This window comes from Pseudomonas sp. AC229 (assembly GCF_979254655.1).
Genome location: NZ_CEEDHK010000005.1, coordinates 145,629 through 161,103, shown reverse-complemented (window position 1 = coordinate 161,103; position 15,475 = coordinate 145,629). Strand labels below are relative to the sequence as shown.

Sequence of the window (15,475 nt, the reverse complement as noted above, 5' to 3'; positions counted from 1 at the left end):
CTTCAGTTTCCGGTGAAATTCGGTTTGCGTTTGTCCATAAAAGCCGAGACGGCCTCTTGGTGGTCCAGGGTCTGACGAGTCAGGGGATTGAGGTCGACCTCACGTCGCCAGGCCGCCTCGATACTGTTGCCCCCCTGCACCAGCGAGGCCTTGAGCAGCGCCAAGGTGACCGGCGGAAGTTGGGCCAAGTGAGCTGCGCGCTCGATTGCAGCCTCCAGACTCTGGCCAGGCGCTACGACGCGGTTGAATAGGCCAATGCGGCCGGCTTCAACGCCATCAAACGCTGCGCCATTGAGCATCAGCTCACGGGCTTTGCCACCGCCAACCTTCTGCGCGAGCGTCCAGAGCAGCCCGGTATCGGGTAGCAGACCGACCTTAACGAACGAGCAAGAAAGCTTTGCGGTCTCGCTGCCCACCGCTATGTCACACGCAGCTGCGAGCGATACGCCGGCGCCCACGCAACTACCTTCAACGGCAGCAACAATTGGCTTATCTCCGGTAAACAACATTCGGAACAGGCGAGTCCCAATCGCGATGCGCTCGCGCATTTCGAGCAGCGATGTAGACACATTGGTCATTTCCGCCAAGTCGCCACCGGCACAAAAGTGCCCAGCAGCGCCGGTCAGTACGATGGCCCTGCTTTCCGGGTCTTCGCGCAGAAGCCGGTGAAATACGTCTAGCAGCGCAAGGCGCATTTTTAGCGAAAAGGCGTTGCGGCGCTCTGGGTAGTTCATGGTGACAATAGCCACCTCACCACGACGCTCAACCTGGACGATGTCGGTATGTTCAGTCATCTCAGGTTCCTTAATTGCCGGTGAAATCGGGCTTACGTTTTTCAACAAATGCCAGCGCAGCTTCCAGATGGTCCTTGGACTGCCGGAGCAACGGCTGATAGTCGATTTCTGCCCGCAACGTGGCGTCCATATTGTCGCTATGGAAGGTCAGCGCCGATTTGATCAGCGCCATGCCTAAGGGTGGTTGCTGCGCCAGGCTGCGGGCGTACTCGATAGCCGCCGCCAGTGCTTGGCCAGGCTCAACCACTTGATTGACCAAGCCGATGCGTAGCGCTTCTGCCGCATCGATTTCACGCGCCAGAGAAAGCAGTTCGCGCGCCTTGTTCAGGCCAATTTTTCGCGGAAGCGTCCAGAGAATGCCGGTATCTGGAATCAAACCAATACGCAGGAAAGCCGCGCAAAAGCGTGCGCTGGAAGCTGCCACCAAATAGTCGGAGGCCACTGCCAGCGATAAGCCCGCACCAAAGGCAACGCCTTCAACAGCTGTCACCACAGGCTTGGGACCACCGAGCATGTCGCGCACCACATCGCAGGACTCGGCCAGAATCTCCCGACTCTGCAGCACCGTGCGCTTGACCATCTCGGAGATGTCGGCACCGGCACTGAATTGTCCGCCTGCACCGGTGAGGACGATGGCCTTGGACTCGGGGTCCGCCACCATCAGCTTGTGTACGGTGTCACGCAGGGCCAGGCGCATTTGCCGGCCCATCGCGTTACGTCGTTGCGGGTTGTTAATGGTCACGATGGCTACAACGCCATCACGGCTGACCTGGATGCGTTCGTCGCTATGCTCTGACATGTCGCACTACCTCCTTAATTGCCAACGAACACGGCAGGGCGTTTTTCCATAAAGGCCGTGCTGGCCTCCAGGTGATCCTGGCTGCGACGAAGAATGGGCTGCAGGTTGACTTCGGTCTCAATGGCCTCATCAAGAGAGCCAATTCCACCCGCTAACGCTGACTTCAGATGGGCCACCGCCAGAGGCGGCATGCGGGCGTATTGGCGAGCAATTTCCAACGCGGCAGGCAAGCTTTCGCCAGGTGCCGTGAGTTGGTTGGCAAAGCCGATCCGCAGAGCCTCTTCACCATTAAATTCGTCGGCGGTGAGCATCAACTCACGAGCCTTACCACCGCCCACACGTTGTGCCAGCGACCAGAACAAACCGGTATCAGGCATCAGCCCGACCTTGGCGAATGCACAGGCATAACGGGTGTCGCTAGCACTCACTACGTAGTCGCTAGCGGCGGCCAACGAAACGCCTGCGCCCATGGCAAAGCCTTCGACCGCGGCAACAACTGCCTTGGGCCCTTCCACCAGTAAACGGAAGATGTTCAAGGGCAGCAGGTTGCGCTCGCGGTACTCGAGCACCGTGCGCTCCTTCATTTCAGAAATATCGCCACCGGCGCAGAACACGCGGTTGGCACCGGTTAACACAATCGCCCGGCACGCCGAGTCGTGGTGCATCAGCTCGTAAAGCACCTGGTACAGCGACTCACGCATCTTCATCGAGAAGGCGTTGCGCCGCTGCGGGTAGTTGAGCGTGACAATGGCCACCTCGCCATCACGCTCTACAGCAACAAGCGCCTCGTTTAGCTCGCCCGCCTGACTCATAGGGTTTCCTCCAGGCCAAGAATCACCGTCGCCTGGCTGGACAACACGCCACCGTTACCGTGGGCAATGGCCAGTTTCGCTGCATCTACCTGGCGCGCGCCGCACTGCCCCATCAGTTGCTGAGTGGCTTCCACCATGGTGAACAAGCCGTACATACCCGGATGTACGCAGGACAGGCCGCCACCGTTGGTGTTCACCGCCAGCCGGCCACCCGGGGCGATACCGCCGTCGGCGACAAAGCGACCACCCTCGCCTTTCGGGCAGAACCCGAGGTCTTCAAGGAACAAAATGGTGTTGATGGTGAAGGCGTCGTACAGCATCACCACATCAATATCGTCGGCCGTTACCCCAGCCATGGCGTAAGCCCGCCGCGAAGACTCCCGCGCAGCCGTGGTGGTGAGGTCGGCCATAGAGGCGATTTCGCGGTGCGTGGTGGCTGAGCCTGCACCCAGCAGATAAGCCGGGTTGGCCACCAAGTCACGGGCGCGGTCGGCGCGCACCATCACCACGGCGGCGGCGCCATCGGTAACCAGGCAGCAGTCGCGCACGGTCAGCGGGTCAGAAACCATGCGCGCGCCCATTACATCTTCGATGCTGAGGTCGTCACGCATATAAGCGTCGGGATTGAGCTGCGCCCATTTGCGCGCGGCCACGGCCACTTCGGCCAAATGCTCGCGGGTGGTGCCGTACTGGTGCATATGCCGGGCAGTGGCCAGGGCGTAGGACGACACGGGGTTCATCGGCCGGTACGGGGTTTCCCACGGCGATGGCCGCGAGGACTGCACCAGCTTGCCGGAGGCACTCTTTTGATTACTGCCGTAGGCGATTAGAGCGACATCAATCTGCCCGCTGGCGAGCGCCATCGCTGCAGTGTGGGCATAGATTTGGAAGGCCGAACCGCCCGTGCGATTGTTGTCGGTAAAGCGTGGGTGAATACCCAAATACTCGGCGAATGTCAGCCCCGACAGCATGTCGTCCGGAACGCTGACAAATAGCCCATCGACATCATTAGGCGTCAAGCCAACCTGTGCCAACGCTCGCACACTGGCAGCCGCCGCCAAATCCATCGACGACAAACCGGGCGCTTCACCCATGCCATAAGTAGCACCCGCCACAATGGCGGTCTGCCCACGCAAACTCTGATACATATCAACTCCTGCTTTGTTCTTATTGCTGCAGGTTGAAAAATAATTCGACGCCCCAAGCCAACTTAGGCGGGGTCGAACACCACGAGTGCTGCAGCAGAATCATCGCGCACGATGCGCGCTTTGACGGCCATACCGATGCGCACATCCTCAGGCAGTACCCCTTCAACGCGGCTCATCATCCGCACACCCTCTTCCAGGTCGATAAGCGCGACGTTGTAATTTGGGGTGGGCGGACGCTGACGCACTACCGTCGTCGAATACACCACGCCAAACCCCGTCGCTTCGACCCACTCCAGGTCAGTGAGGCCTGTGCCTGGCTGAGCCACGCGGGGATAGAACACATAAGCGCCACTCTCGCGGCTGCGCTGAATCATGAAACGCCCTTCACTAAGGAAGCGCTGGAACTCGAGTTCTGGTTGCAGGCTTTGCATGAGCCCTCCTTTGCGAGGTCGCCGCAGTTTGTTTTATGAACGACGTTCGTAATGCTAAACGCAATTTCAAGATCGCGTCAAGCCGACACCCCACTCTCCCACCCCCTTCCTTATGCATCATTCAAAACGACGTTTCCATAACTTCTGCCATCTCATCGGTGCGTTGTTATCTATATATAAGCCGAGCAAATAGCTGGAACCCAATAGTAGTGGGGTTTTCGTCGAATAGAAGGACATCAACGTTGAGAACAGCCTTGTCTCAGCTTGACACCTTTTATGAACGTCGTTTACTTTTACGAACAGCGTTCAAGATTTCGCCGCTCACGGTGGAACGGTACGCAGACCCAGCCTCTGACGGAGCTAGCTATACCGTGACTTACGAATTGACCGATGAGCAGCGCGAGATCCAAGACCTGATTCGCCGGGTTGCCCGAGAAAAGGTTGCGCCACGAGCCGCTGAAATCGATCGCACAGCGGAATACCCTCACGACATGTTTGCCCTGCTCAAGGAGTTGGGACTGTTTGCCCTGCCGTTCCCTACTGAATACGGCGGCACCAACAGCTTGTTGTCGTCCTGTATCGCGGTCGAGGAGCTGGGGCGTGTTTGCTACAACACCGGTTACCTATTAGTGGTGCAGTGGACACCGTTCGGCGCAATCCTGGCTGGCGGCACTGAAGAGCAAAAGCAGCGCCTGCTCCCAGGCTTAGCTAGTGGCGACCTGCGCGGCGCACTGTCGCTTACCGAATCGCAGAGCGGCTCCGACGTCTCGGGCATCAAGACCGTTGCACGTCGAGTCGAGGGGGGCTATCAGCTCACCGGTGCGAAGATCTGGTGTACCAACTCGCATATCGCCGACTTCATTCTAGTCGCCGCCAAGACGGTCGCCGAAGACGGCACTCCGCTGGGCATCAACCTGTTTATCGTTGATCGCAATACGCCCGGGCTAACCATTGGTGCCCCTGAGCACAAGATGGGCGCTCGTGGCGTACCCGCCTGTGCATTGTTCTTCGACTCGGCATTTGTGTCCGTAGACAACCGCCTCGGCCCTGAAGGCGGTGAAGGTTTCAAGGTCGCCATGGAGGCGCTCAATACCAGCCGGCCATTAGTGGCGGCTCGCGCGGTTGGGTTGGCTCAGGGCGCTATCGACCATAGCGTCGAATACATCCAAAACCGCACTGCCTTCAAGCAGAAGGTCAGCGACTTTCAGGGCGTGCGCTGGATGATCGCCGACATGGTCACCCAGACCGAAGCGGCCCGTCAGTTGGTGTACCGCACCGCCGCCATGGTTGACGCCGGTATCACCGGCCGCACGCTCGCCCCCATGGCCGCCATGGCCAAGATGTTTGCCTCCGATGTGGCGATGAAAGTCGCTACCGATGCCGTGCAGCTATTTGGCGCGGCCGGGATCTCTAACGAGTACCCGATCAACCGCTATTTCCGCGACGCCAAGGTGGTGCAGATCATCGAAGGCACCAATCAGATTCAACGCAACATCATCGCTGACAGCGTACTCGGCCGTGCGAGCCGCAGTGACACCAAACCCCGATGAGAGGCGTGCCAGAAGCACTGGCCATAACTGACAACAACAAAAGAGAAGGGATTGAAATGGAGCACATTGAAACCGTAGGCCTGGGCATTCACTGGGAAGACCTCCCGGTCGGCCGTCGCTTCAAAACTGTCGGCCGTACCGTTACGGAAGCCGATGTTGTCAACTTCGTTTCGGTGACTGGCATGCTCGAAGTGCTGTTCACCAACATCGAGTTTCTTAAAGAACAGTCGGCGATCAAGGGCCGCGTAGCTCCTGGCGCGCTGGTGTTCACTTTCGCCGAAGGGCTGCTGACCCAAGCCACTATGCAAGGCGTGGGCTTCGCTTTCCTGAATATGGAACTGGACATCAAGGGACCGGTTTTCGTCGGTGACACCATTCACGTCGAGTGCGAAGTGATTGAGTGCCGCGAAAGCAACAACCGCCCCGGCCTTGGCTTAGTGCGCACCCGCAACCGCATCTACAAACAAGACGGTTCGCTGGTACAGGAATACACCCCGCTGCGCCTGGTTAAGGGCAAGAACTACAAGGCTGACTGACCATGACGCAACGGGCAATGGAGGAAGCCACCGGCCCGCTCACTGGGCTGCGTGTGATTGACCTGACAATCAACGTGCTTGGGCCGGTCGCCACCCAGATCCTCGGCGACATGGGCGCCGATGTGATCAAGGTCGAGCCGCCTAGTGGCGATCAAAACCGTCAAAACGGCCCTGGGCGCAACCCAGGAATGTCAGTTTTCTATCTGATCATGAACCGCAACAAGCGCAGCATCGTGCTCGACCTCAAGCAGGCAGAGTGCATGGAAGCGCTGATGAAGTTGGTAGAGACCGCTGATGTAATCGTGCACAGCATGCGCCCCAGTGCCGCTAAGCGACTGGGTATCTGCTACGAGAAAATCCGCGAGCGCAATCCAAAAATCATCTACGCCTTTGCTCCGGGTTATCGCGGCGATGGGCCGTACAAAGACATGCCGGCGTTCGATGACGTCATCCAAGGTGAGAGCGGCTTGGCCGCCATGAACCGCGACGCGGATGGCAACCCCAGGTACTTCCCCACGGTGATCGTCGACAAGTTCTGCGGCTATGTATTGGCCTCCTCCATCAGTATGGCGCTGCTGCACCGCGAGCGTACCGGCGAAGGCCAGCAGGTATTGGTGCCGATGCTGGAAACCATGCTGCAGTTCAACCTGTTCGAGCATCTATGGGAGGGCGCCATCGGTGAGAACGAAGGTAAGGGGCTCGGTTATTCGCGGATGTTTTCGCCCCATCGGCGGCCGTACGCGACGCTAGATGGGCACATCTGCCTGCTCGCGGTAAACGATGAGCAATGGCGCCGGGTATTGACGGCGATCGGCCACCCCGAGCTGCTCGAAGACCCGCGCTTTAGCCGCATGACCGAGCGCATGCGCAACATCAACGAGCTCTACGGCATCCTCGCCGGCGCCATCGCTGAGCGCACGTCTGCGGACTGGGAAAAAATCCTTTCCGACGCTGATGTGCCCCACGGCCAGGTGCGTGAGCTCGACGACCTGATGCACGACGACTACCTGAAAGAGACCGGCTTCTTCCGCAAGGTAGAGCACCCCACCGAAGGTAGTTTGGTGATGACCTCCATCCCTGTGCAGTTCTCCGCATCGCCTGGGAACGTGCGTTATTTGCCGCCAAACCTGGGGGAGCACAACGAAGAAGTACTCAGCGCCATCGGCTATAGCGCCGAGCAAATTGAATCGCTTTGTGCGCCCCGCAAAAAAGCGCCAGTAACGCCTTCGACGCCAGCCCAACCGGCTTCAGCAGAGGGTGCAGCCATCGACACCGCGGCGCAGCCGCGAACCTAACGTCTCATTAAAAAGGTAGCCAGCATGAAAGGCTTGAAAGACAAAGTTGTAGTGGTGACTGGGGGCGCAGGCGGTATCGGCAGCGCCATCTGTAAGCGCTTCGCAGAAGAAGGTTCTGTGGTCGCTGTATTCGACCTCAACGCAGAAGCCACCAGCAGCCTAGTCGCTGATCTCGAATTCCACGGCGCCCGGGCTCGTGGATACAGCGTGGACATCACCAACCAAGAAGCGGTGAATTCAGCGGTAGAGCAAGTCGAGAACGAACTCGGCCCAATCGATGTGCTGGTCAACAACGCTGGCTGGGACATTGGCGGGTTCTTCCTGCAGACCGAGAAGCCATTCTGGGACAAGGTGGTTGCAATCAACCTCTATGGCCCGCTGAACATGCACCACGCCGTTCTGCGCCGCATGAGTGAGCGCGGCCATGGCCGCGTGGTGAACATTTCCTCCGACGCCGGGCGAGTGGGCTCCTCGATGGAGGCGGTTTACTCCTTCTGTAAAGGCGGCTTGATCGCCTTCAGCAAAACCATGGCGCGAGAAATGTCCCGCCAGCAAATCCCGGTCAACGTAGTCTGCCCTGGCCCAACCGAAACCCCGCTGCTAGATAACCTGGCGCAAGGCGAAAAAGGCGAGCGAATCAAGGCTGGCCTGGTTAAGGCTGTTCCCTTCGGCCGCATGGGCCAACCCGAAGACGTGGCCGGCACCGTGCTGTTCCTCGCCAGCGACGACGCCGCGTTTATTACTGGCCAAGTGATCAGCGTCTCCGGCGGCCTGACCATGGTTGGCTAAGCATAGCCGGCTGACCAACCTCTACTTTTAGGAGCAGTACATGGAATTCAAAGACATTCTCTATACCGAAGACAACGGTATCGCCACCATCACCATCAACCGTCCGCAGGTGTACAACGCCTTTACTGCGGACACCTGCGAAGAGCTGATCAAAGCGTTCAGCCTGGCTGGTTACAGCAAAGATATCGGCGTTGTGGTGCTCACCGGTGCCGGCGACAAAGCCTTCTGCACCGGCAGCGATCAGTCCGGCGGCCGTCACCAAGGGCGTGGCGTGGTTGGCCTGCCGATTGAAGAACTGCAAAGCATCATTCGCGACATTCCAAAGCCGGTGATTGCCCGGGTTAATGGCTACGCCATCGGCGGCGGTAACGTGCTGGTTACCCTCTGCGACTTGGCTATCGCCTCGGAAACCGCCCAGCTTGGCCAGGTCGGTCCGAAAGTTGGCTCGGTTGACCCAGGCTTCGGTACTGCCCTGCTTGCCCGCCTGGCTGGCGACAAGCGCGCCCGTGAAATCTGGTACCTGTGCCGCCGCTATACCGCTAAACAGGCACTGGACTGGGGCTTGGTCAACGCCGTAGTACCGGCCGCCGAACTCGACGCTGAAGTAAAGAAGTGGTGCGACGAAATCCTGATGATGAGCCCAACCGCCATCGCGCTGGCCAAACGCTCCTTCAACATGGACAACGAAAACATCCGTGGCATCGGCGCGTTCGCCATGCAGGCGCTGGCCATGTACTACGAAACCGAGGAATCCAAAGAAGGCGGCAATGCCTTCCGCGAAAAACGTAAACCGGAGTTCCGCAAGTACGTTAAGTAACGCGACTGAGGCGGCTTAATGGCCGCCTCAGCTTTGCCGAAAACCAAGCGCCTACTAGGTATAACAATAATGACGGCCAACATCCGCGCAATCCCGATTTCCCGCCCCTGGCCTTTGGTGCTCTGGGGCATCTTAGGTAGCGCCTTTTTAGCGCTGCAGTTGTATGTCTATGGTGCCTGGATAGGCTCCGACGATTTTCGCCCAACCCTGCGTGGGTCCGATCCGATCCCCGACTATTCGCGCTGGGCTATGACCATCTACGAAGTGCTGAGTATCGCCACGCTGGCCTACGCACTCGTCTGGTTCGTTCGCGGTATCCGTCAGACTGGCCGCCTAGACAGCACCAGACTGATGATGATCGGCTGGCTCTCCGCCTACTGGCTGGACCCCTTTCTAAACTTTTTGCGGCCGATGTTTACCTACAATGCCTACGCCTTCAATTACGGCTGCTGGTGTGAATTTATCCCCGGCTGGCAAACCCCCAATGGTTCGCGCATTGCTGAGCCTCTGTTAATCGACGCCCCTTCCTACTTTTATGCATTTGCTGGCACCGCGCTGATTGGGCTTAGCGTGATGCGCAAGGCCAAAGCACGCTTCCCTAACATTGGCATTGCGGGTTTGACCCTGGCCGGCTTTATCGGCGTGTGGATATCCATGGGCCTGCTGGACATCGTCGCGACGCGTTATCTGCACTTCGATGCCTGGCCAGGCGCCTTTCAAGCACTATCGTTCTGGGGTGGTGATTTCTATCAGTTCCCGATCTACGAGTTCATCCTGTTCCCATCGACCTTTATCGCCTGCGCCTTTCTGCTTATGCACGCCGATGAACGCGGCTATACCGCCATTGAGCGCGGCATCGACAGCTTCGCCGCAGCCCCCTGGTTGGGCACCCTGCTACGCATCCTGGCCTACATCGCCTTCTGTAACGTGCTCAACCTGGCCTACACCAGCGCCATGGGCGTTCACGCACTCTACGTCGACCCTTGGCCAACCCATATGCCGAGCTGGTTGAGCAACGAACAGGTGCCTATGGGCGCGCATTAATTCACGAGCAGGTTTGTCACCCTTGCGGGTGATATTTGGCCGCCTGCCGAAATCCAGGCGGCTTTTTTTTGCACGATGGATTCGGGGCTAACCATCAGCCCAGGTTTATCTGTGGTGCCCTACTACTCTATTTTCGTCCCCACCCATTGCCGGGCAGCAGCGCACCGCTGCTACACCGCCATTCACACCACCAATTCGGCCCTATAGCTCCATCCACAAGCTGGAAAGGCCGCTTGACCCACACGAGCCGTCGTTTATATTATCGACCATCGTTCAGAAAACACGCATGAGGACAATATGAACAAACACCTCCGCAGCACCGAGTATTTGCTGTTCAGCGTTGAGAATCGCATCGCCCGCATTACGCTCAATCGCCCCGACAAGCGCAATGCCCTGCACCCTGCCCTGCTCGCTGAATTGCGTGACGCTCTGCTCGAGGCCGATGACCGCAATGACGTCAACGTGGTCATTTTGGAAGGTGCCGGCAAGGACTTCTGCGCGGGTTACGATTTGGCCGGCGCCTACGCGGGCTTCAAAGACGGCACCCCGCCTTGGGACGAAGGCCGCTATCGCACCGTCAACAAATCGGTTGATGACGACTGCTGGAATATGGAACAGACCCAGAAGCTCAACATGGTGCTGTTCGACATGCACAAACCGGTCATCGCTAAGGTGCAAGGCAACTGCCTGGCCGGCGGTACCGACCTGGCGCTGATGTGCGACTTCATCATCTGCGCGCAGAACGCCAAGATCGGCTTCCCTGCCACCCGCGCCAACGGCACACCACCGATTCAGATGTGGGTCTACCACGTCGGCCCACAGTGGGCTAAACGCATGATGATGACTGGCGACAGCCTGTGGGGCCATGAAGCCGTGCGCATCGGCTTGGTGCTCGATGCCGTACCGGTTGAAGAGCTGGACGCTGCCGTCGATGAGTTGGCGCGCCGTATTAGTTTTGTCGACGCCGAACTGTTGTCGGCGCACAAACGCATCATCAACGCCTCCCTGGAACTACAGGGTGCCCGCACCCTGCAACGCTTTGCCGTTGAAATGGATGCCCGCGCACACCTGAGCCAAGGCCCCCGCCGTACCCAATTCAAAGCAGACATGGCCGAGCTTGGTCTAAAAGATGCGCTGAAGAAACGTGACGAGCCCTATGGCGATGGCATGGTCAAAGCGCACTGGCTCAATGGCGAGAAAGGAGCAGAGTGATGAGCGACAATTTTCTGATCGACGAACCGATCGAGGGCGTCAAGCGCATCACGATTAACCGCCCGGAGTCGACGAACACCTTCCAGTTCGAGATGTACACCGAGCTTGCTGACCTGTTCAAACAGATCAAGTACGACCCAAGAACCCGCGTGGTGATCTTGACTGCTGCCGGCAACCGGCATTTCTGCACCGGTCACGACCTGAAAAACCCTGGTACCGCAGACTGGGTGCCTGAGGGTGTCGGTAAACCGTTTTTCTCGCGCTACGCGATCGATGTTATCAGCTCGCTACCGGTGCTGATGCGCAACCTGCCGCAACCGATTATCTGTGGCGTCAACGGCACCGTCGCCGGTATGGCGTTGGCATTCCCGTTGGCGGCCGATATCACCATCGCGGCGAAATCAGCCAAATTCGTTAACGCCATCCACAACGCGGGTTCGGGTGCTGAATTGGGCATCAGCTACCTGCTGCCGCGGGCTGTGGGGGCACAGCGTGCCGCCGAGTTCCTTTACACCTCTCGCCCAGTAATGGCCGAAGAAGCCGAGCGCATCGGCATGGTGCTGAGGGCGGTGCCCGACGAGGAACTGCAAGACGCCTGCCTGGAGATTGCCAAGAGCATTGTCGCCAACGTGCCAATGGGCATTTGGGTCACCAAGCAATCGCTGTGGCAGAACATGAACGCCGGCAGCCTGGAGCAAGCGATCGAATTCGAAAGCCGTGGCGTCTATGTGGCGCAGTCCACCGAAGACAAGGTCGAGAAGCAGAAGGCGTTCTTCGAGAAACGCGCCCCGAACTTTAGTTTCAAATAGAGCTTCAGCTTCAAATAATCGCTGCTTAAAGGGCCCGGTTCACTGGGCCCTCTTCTGCCAATAAATGCAGTCAGGTAGCGACAACAAGTTGCTATCGAGGAGAACACCCCGTGAATTTCGAAACTATCCGTTATGAAGTCCAGGACCGTATCGCGACGGTAACCCTTAACCGTCCCGAAGCGTTCAACGCCATGAACTCGCAGATGATGAACGAGCTCATCGCCGTGTTTGATCAAACCGACGGTGATGACAACGTCCGCGTTGTTGTGGTCACCGGCGAAGGCAAAGGCTTTTGTGGCGGCGCTGATTTGTCCAAAGGTGCAGACATCTTTGATAAGGACAAAAACGGCAGTGCGGCGAAGCAGAACCCCATCCGCGAGGACGGTTCCTTCGACTACAGCATGGAGTCGGCACGCGACGGTGGCGGCAGACTGGCCTTGCGCATTTTTGCCAGCCTTAAGCCGGTAATCGGCGCTATCAACGGCGCTGGTGTGGGTATCGGCGCGTCGATGCTGTTGCCCATGGATATTCGCATCGCCAGCGAGAAGGCCAGACTGGGCTTCGTCTATGCGCGCCGCGGCATCGTCTTCGAATGCTGCTCCTCCTGGTTCCTGCCGCGCATCGTCGGTATTACCAAGACGTTGGAGTGGAGTTTCAGCGGTCGCATTCTGCCAGCCGACGAGCTCAAGAGCGGCGGCTTGGTCAGTGAAGTGGTAGCCCATGAGCAACTGCTGCCGCGGGCCTATGAAATTGCCCGAGAAATTGCCGACAACACCGCGCCAGTTTCGGTAGCGCTGATGCGTCAGATGGCCTGGCGCAGCCTGGGCATGTCCCACCCGATGGAAGCACACCGCATAGAAAGCCGTGGTATTTGCACCCGCGGGCGCAGCCCCGATGCGAAAGAAGGTGTGCAGTCCTTTATGGAAAAACGCCTGCCGGACTTCGCCTGCAAAGTTTCAGCAGACATGCCCGACTATTTCCCATGGTGGGAAGAGCCTAGCTACTCCTGACTTCAAATAAAAAGACTGGCCCCACTCCAGCGCCTAAGGAACCTGAACATGAAAACAACCATTACCGAACTGTTTGGCATCACCTACCCGATTCTCAACGCCGGTATGGGTCGAGTGGCTTTTCCAAACATGGTGGCAGCCGTTTCAAATGCCGGCGGCTTAGGCGTTTACGGAGCTGGCTCTAACCCGCCAGAGGTTACCCGGGCGGCGATCCGTGAAATTCGCTCGCTCACTGACAAGCCTTTTGGTGCGAACGCACCGTTGGCCCTGCCCAACGGCATGGCCAACGCTCAAGTGATGCTCGAAGAGAACGTCCCTGTTATCAACTACTCCATGGGCAAAGGCGACTGGATCGTCAAGGCCGCCCATCAATACGGTGGCAAAGTCGTCGCCTCCGTCAGCGATGTAAAGCTGGCGCTGCGCGCCGAAGCTCATGGTTGTGATGCGGTTATTGCCGCCGGATACGAGGCCGCTGGCCACGCCGGCGAGATCGGTACTTTCGTATTGATTCCGCGCTTGGCCGAACTGCTGAATATTCCTGTGATTGCCGCCGGTGGTATTGCCAATGGTGCTGGCCTTGTCGCGGCACTCGCTCTGGGGGCTGGAGGCGTATCGATGGGGACTCGCTTCTGGACCACCCAGGAAGGCCCGATGCATCAGAACTTTAAGAACAAGGCTGTTGAACTCGATGTCAATGGCACTGTTTTCTCCGACCGCTTCGATGGAATTCCGTGCCGCCAGATGAAGACAGCTGCGGCAGATCGAATGGCGGAGGCGAAGTTTCTGAATATTTGGGAGGTTTTCCTGAACTCGTTCACCATCTCCAAAGAGTTGAATATTCCTTGGATTAAGCTGGCGATGAATACCTTCTCGCTGGGGCCGCGACAGATCGAAGCAATGATGCGTATGTCGCAAATGCTCAAGATGCATGGCCTGACGATGTCCAGCGGCGATCTCGATAAAGGCATGACTGCCTCGGGCCAGTCCGTTGGCCTAATTCACGATCTGCCCTCTATTGCCGAGCTGATGGAGACCATCATCAAAGAGGCAGAAGCCGTGCAGTACAGACTGTCTACCCAAGTGCCCGTGAGCGCGATCAAGCACGACAAAGTTGGCTAATTGGCAGAGTGGCCACCCCAGACAATCTGTAGTGCAACACGCTTGAGGAGCGAAAAATGAGCGACAGTTACAGCGCCAAGTACAACCGCATCGAGCACTCACACGCTGGTATTACTCTCGAAGATGAGGGCACTCATTTCGAGTCGTTGGCAGTGCCCTCCAGCAGCACGGATTTGTGGGAGGAAACTGCACTTGGCGTCGTCGCCGAGTCTGGTGAATACGATGTACTGCTGTGGGCCGCAGGGTACGCCTTGTTCGGCAACGGCAAAGGGGTGTGGGGTCCTGGTGCATCCGCGCAACGTGAAGTGCAACTGATCGTGGTGCCTAAGTCGGCTCGCGGCACCATGAGCGACAACGACTTCGTGCGTGTCGGCTGGACGCCTACCGAAAAGTTGCAAGGGGACCAGTTCTCGGTCACCACCGGCGACGATTCCGTCACTTGGGATTTCGACGGCCTGCGCTTTATATCCCAACCGCCAACTTGGAAGCTCGAAGGTAAGGCTGGCGACGCTGAGTTCGACCTGCACTACACACAAAAAGGCGCACCGCTATGGAACTGGGGGCCTTTCGCCAAAGCCCATGAAACCGACCGCGCCGGTTACGACGTGTTTGTCGAGGTAGAGGGCAGCATCAAGACCTCCGCTTACGACCTAGCATTGAGCGGCGGTTATGGTGTTCGCGAGCACATTCTTACGGGCCAATCGAATGACCCGGTGACCAATCTTCCTGCGCCGAACTGGATGTGGTGGCTGTACACAATCAAAGACGATGTGAAGATCAACTTCTTCCAACCGCGCGACGGCATGCAGCTTGGCTTCGTTAAATACGGCGACAACGAGCAGGTCAACATCAACGCTGCGGCCGGCGCCGGCGGGATTAAATTCGAGGTGCTGGAGAAGTGGGAAGACCCGCGTACCGGCATGAACCTCCCGGTTAAATGGCATTTGCAGATGGACAACGGCGACACCCACGTCGATGTGAAGATCGCCGCCCATGGCCGTGCTTACAGCTTTTGGCCAACGTCTACGGGAACGCGGATGTACTGCTATTTGCTGTCGACTATGACGGGCGAGGTCACGCTACCGGACGGGCGCACCATAACCCTGGACAACCACCTCACGGTCAATTCCTTCTGCCGCACCATTCTGACCGCCAACGAAACCAGCCAAGGTCCAAAGTTCTCCATGCCATAAAAATGGTAGCGAGCGCACCTCGCGGCATAACACGTCAACGTTGTATGCCGCCCCCTTCCCTCCAGGGTAAAAATCGTATCAGCGCCAATCGCGCTGGACGCTTGCAGTCGAAATGGT

General features: G+C 58.2%; 16 protein-coding genes. 11 read left to right on the top strand and 5 right to left on the bottom strand.

What is annotated here, in order from left to right; genetic code table 11:
- Positions 1 to 2 precede the first annotated feature (2 nt).
- From AC0IW7_RS08905 to AC0IW7_RS08885, 5 genes are all read right to left on the bottom strand, one after another.
- Positions 3 to 794 carry an enoyl-CoA hydratase/isomerase family protein gene (locus tag AC0IW7_RS08905; RefSeq protein WP_471817225.1) on the bottom strand — a complete coding sequence of 264 codons (792 nt, stop codon included), beginning with the start codon at positions 792 to 794 and terminating at the stop codon, positions 3 to 5.
- A gap of 10 nt (positions 795 to 804) precedes the next feature.
- Positions 805 to 1,593, bottom strand: coding sequence for an enoyl-CoA hydratase/isomerase family protein (locus tag AC0IW7_RS08900; RefSeq protein WP_471817224.1), 789 nt, complete (start codon positions 1,591 to 1,593; stop codon positions 805 to 807).
- A 14-nt stretch (positions 1,594 to 1,607) separates the two neighbouring features.
- The gene (locus AC0IW7_RS08895; RefSeq protein WP_471817223.1) at positions 1,608 to 2,405 is read right to left on the bottom strand and encodes an enoyl-CoA hydratase/isomerase family protein; all 798 of its coding nucleotides are present in this window, start codon (positions 2,403 to 2,405) and stop codon (positions 1,608 to 1,610) included.
- Complete coding sequence (locus AC0IW7_RS08890) at positions 2,402 to 3,553, bottom strand: thiolase (RefSeq protein WP_471817222.1); 1,152 nt, start codon at positions 3,551 to 3,553, stop codon at positions 2,402 to 2,404. Before AC0IW7_RS08890 ends, AC0IW7_RS08895 begins: the two co-directional genes overlap by 4 nt.
- Before the next feature lie 62 nt (positions 3,554 to 3,615).
- The gene (locus AC0IW7_RS08885) at positions 3,616 to 3,984 is read right to left on the bottom strand and encodes a Zn-ribbon domain-containing OB-fold protein (protein WP_471817220.1); all 369 of its coding nucleotides are present in this window, start codon (positions 3,982 to 3,984) and stop codon (positions 3,616 to 3,618) included.
- Between the two features lie 371 nt (positions 3,985 to 4,355).
- Here AC0IW7_RS08885 and AC0IW7_RS08880 point away from each other — a divergent pair, with 371 nt between their 5' ends.
- The 11 genes from AC0IW7_RS08880 to AC0IW7_RS08830 all read left to right on the top strand — a co-directional run bounded on the left by AC0IW7_RS08880 (position 4,356) and on the right by AC0IW7_RS08830 (position 15,358).
- The gene (locus tag AC0IW7_RS08880; RefSeq protein ID WP_471817218.1) at positions 4,356 to 5,534 is read left to right on the top strand and encodes an acyl-CoA dehydrogenase family protein; all 1,179 of its coding nucleotides are present in this window, start codon (positions 4,356 to 4,358) and stop codon (positions 5,532 to 5,534) included.
- Positions 5,535 to 5,590: 56 nt separating this feature from the next.
- On the top strand, positions 5,591 to 6,070 hold the full coding sequence (locus tag AC0IW7_RS08875) for a MaoC family dehydratase (RefSeq protein WP_471817216.1): 480 nt from the start codon (positions 5,591 to 5,593) through the stop codon (positions 6,068 to 6,070).
- 2 nt (positions 6,071 to 6,072) lie between these two features.
- A complete protein-coding gene (locus tag AC0IW7_RS08870; protein WP_471817215.1) occupies positions 6,073 to 7,365 on the top strand; it encodes a CaiB/BaiF CoA transferase family protein in 1,293 nt (430 codons plus the stop codon).
- A 24-nt stretch (positions 7,366 to 7,389) separates the two neighbouring features.
- A complete protein-coding gene (locus AC0IW7_RS08865) occupies positions 7,390 to 8,154 on the top strand; it encodes a glucose 1-dehydrogenase (RefSeq protein WP_471817213.1) in 765 nt (254 codons plus the stop codon).
- Positions 8,155 to 8,194: 40 nt separating this feature from the next.
- The gene (locus tag AC0IW7_RS08860; RefSeq protein WP_471817211.1) at positions 8,195 to 8,971 is read left to right on the top strand and encodes an enoyl-CoA hydratase-related protein; all 777 of its coding nucleotides are present in this window, start codon (positions 8,195 to 8,197) and stop codon (positions 8,969 to 8,971) included.
- A gap of 69 nt (positions 8,972 to 9,040) precedes the next feature.
- Positions 9,041 to 10,015: a spirocyclase AveC family protein gene (locus tag AC0IW7_RS08855; protein ID WP_471817209.1), complete on the top strand. Its 975-nt coding sequence runs from the start codon at positions 9,041 to 9,043 to the stop codon at positions 10,013 to 10,015.
- 297 nt (positions 10,016 to 10,312) lie between these two features.
- Positions 10,313 to 11,227 carry a crotonase/enoyl-CoA hydratase family protein gene (locus AC0IW7_RS08850; RefSeq protein WP_471817208.1) on the top strand — a complete coding sequence of 305 codons (915 nt, stop codon included), beginning with the start codon at positions 10,313 to 10,315 and terminating at the stop codon, positions 11,225 to 11,227.
- A complete protein-coding gene (locus AC0IW7_RS08845) occupies positions 11,227 to 12,036 on the top strand; it encodes an enoyl-CoA hydratase-related protein (protein ID WP_471817206.1) in 810 nt (269 codons plus the stop codon). The genes AC0IW7_RS08850 and AC0IW7_RS08845 overlap by 1 nt, the downstream gene beginning before the upstream one ends.
- A gap of 110 nt (positions 12,037 to 12,146) precedes the next feature.
- Complete coding sequence (locus tag AC0IW7_RS08840; RefSeq protein WP_471817204.1) at positions 12,147 to 13,046, top strand: crotonase/enoyl-CoA hydratase family protein; 900 nt, start codon at positions 12,147 to 12,149, stop codon at positions 13,044 to 13,046.
- Between the two features lie 48 nt (positions 13,047 to 13,094).
- The gene (locus AC0IW7_RS08835) at positions 13,095 to 14,165 is read left to right on the top strand and encodes an NAD(P)H-dependent flavin oxidoreductase (protein WP_471817202.1); all 1,071 of its coding nucleotides are present in this window, start codon (positions 13,095 to 13,097) and stop codon (positions 14,163 to 14,165) included.
- Positions 14,166 to 14,221: 56 nt separating this feature from the next.
- Positions 14,222 to 15,358 (top strand): hypothetical protein, encoded by a 1,137-nt coding sequence (locus AC0IW7_RS08830; RefSeq protein WP_471817200.1) that lies wholly within the window; start codon positions 14,222 to 14,224, stop codon positions 15,356 to 15,358.
- Positions 15,359 to 15,475 lie beyond the last annotated feature (117 nt).

Coding starts and splice junctions, on each gene's coding strand:
- AC0IW7_RS08905 (WP_471817225.1), bottom strand. CDS start 794: ATGACTGAACATACCGACATCGTCCAGGTTGAGCGTCGTGGTGAGGTG.
- AC0IW7_RS08900 (WP_471817224.1), bottom strand. CDS start 1,593: ATGTCAGAGCATAGCGACGAACGCATCCAGGTCAGCCGTGATGGCGTT.
- AC0IW7_RS08895 (WP_471817223.1), bottom strand. CDS start 2,405: ATGAGTCAGGCGGGCGAGCTAAACGAGGCGCTTGTTGCTGTAGAGCGT.
- AC0IW7_RS08890 (WP_471817222.1), bottom strand. CDS start 3,553: ATGTATCAGAGTTTGCGTGGGCAGACCGCCATTGTGGCGGGTGCTACT.
- AC0IW7_RS08885 (WP_471817220.1), bottom strand. CDS start 3,984: ATGCAAAGCCTGCAACCAGAACTCGAGTTCCAGCGCTTCCTTAGTGAA.
- AC0IW7_RS08875 (WP_471817216.1), top strand. CDS start 5,591: ATGGAGCACATTGAAACCGTAGGCCTGGGCATTCACTGGGAAGACCTC.
- AC0IW7_RS08870 (WP_471817215.1), top strand. CDS start 6,073: ATGACGCAACGGGCAATGGAGGAAGCCACCGGCCCGCTCACTGGGCTG.
- AC0IW7_RS08865 (WP_471817213.1), top strand. CDS start 7,390: ATGAAAGGCTTGAAAGACAAAGTTGTAGTGGTGACTGGGGGCGCAGGC.
- AC0IW7_RS08860 (WP_471817211.1), top strand. CDS start 8,195: ATGGAATTCAAAGACATTCTCTATACCGAAGACAACGGTATCGCCACC.
- AC0IW7_RS08855 (WP_471817209.1), top strand. CDS start 9,041: ATGACGGCCAACATCCGCGCAATCCCGATTTCCCGCCCCTGGCCTTTG.
- AC0IW7_RS08850 (WP_471817208.1), top strand. CDS start 10,313: ATGAACAAACACCTCCGCAGCACCGAGTATTTGCTGTTCAGCGTTGAG.
- AC0IW7_RS08845 (WP_471817206.1), top strand. CDS start 11,227: ATGAGCGACAATTTTCTGATCGACGAACCGATCGAGGGCGTCAAGCGC.
- AC0IW7_RS08835 (WP_471817202.1), top strand. CDS start 13,095: ATGAAAACAACCATTACCGAACTGTTTGGCATCACCTACCCGATTCTC.
- AC0IW7_RS08830 (WP_471817200.1), top strand. CDS start 14,222: ATGAGCGACAGTTACAGCGCCAAGTACAACCGCATCGAGCACTCACAC.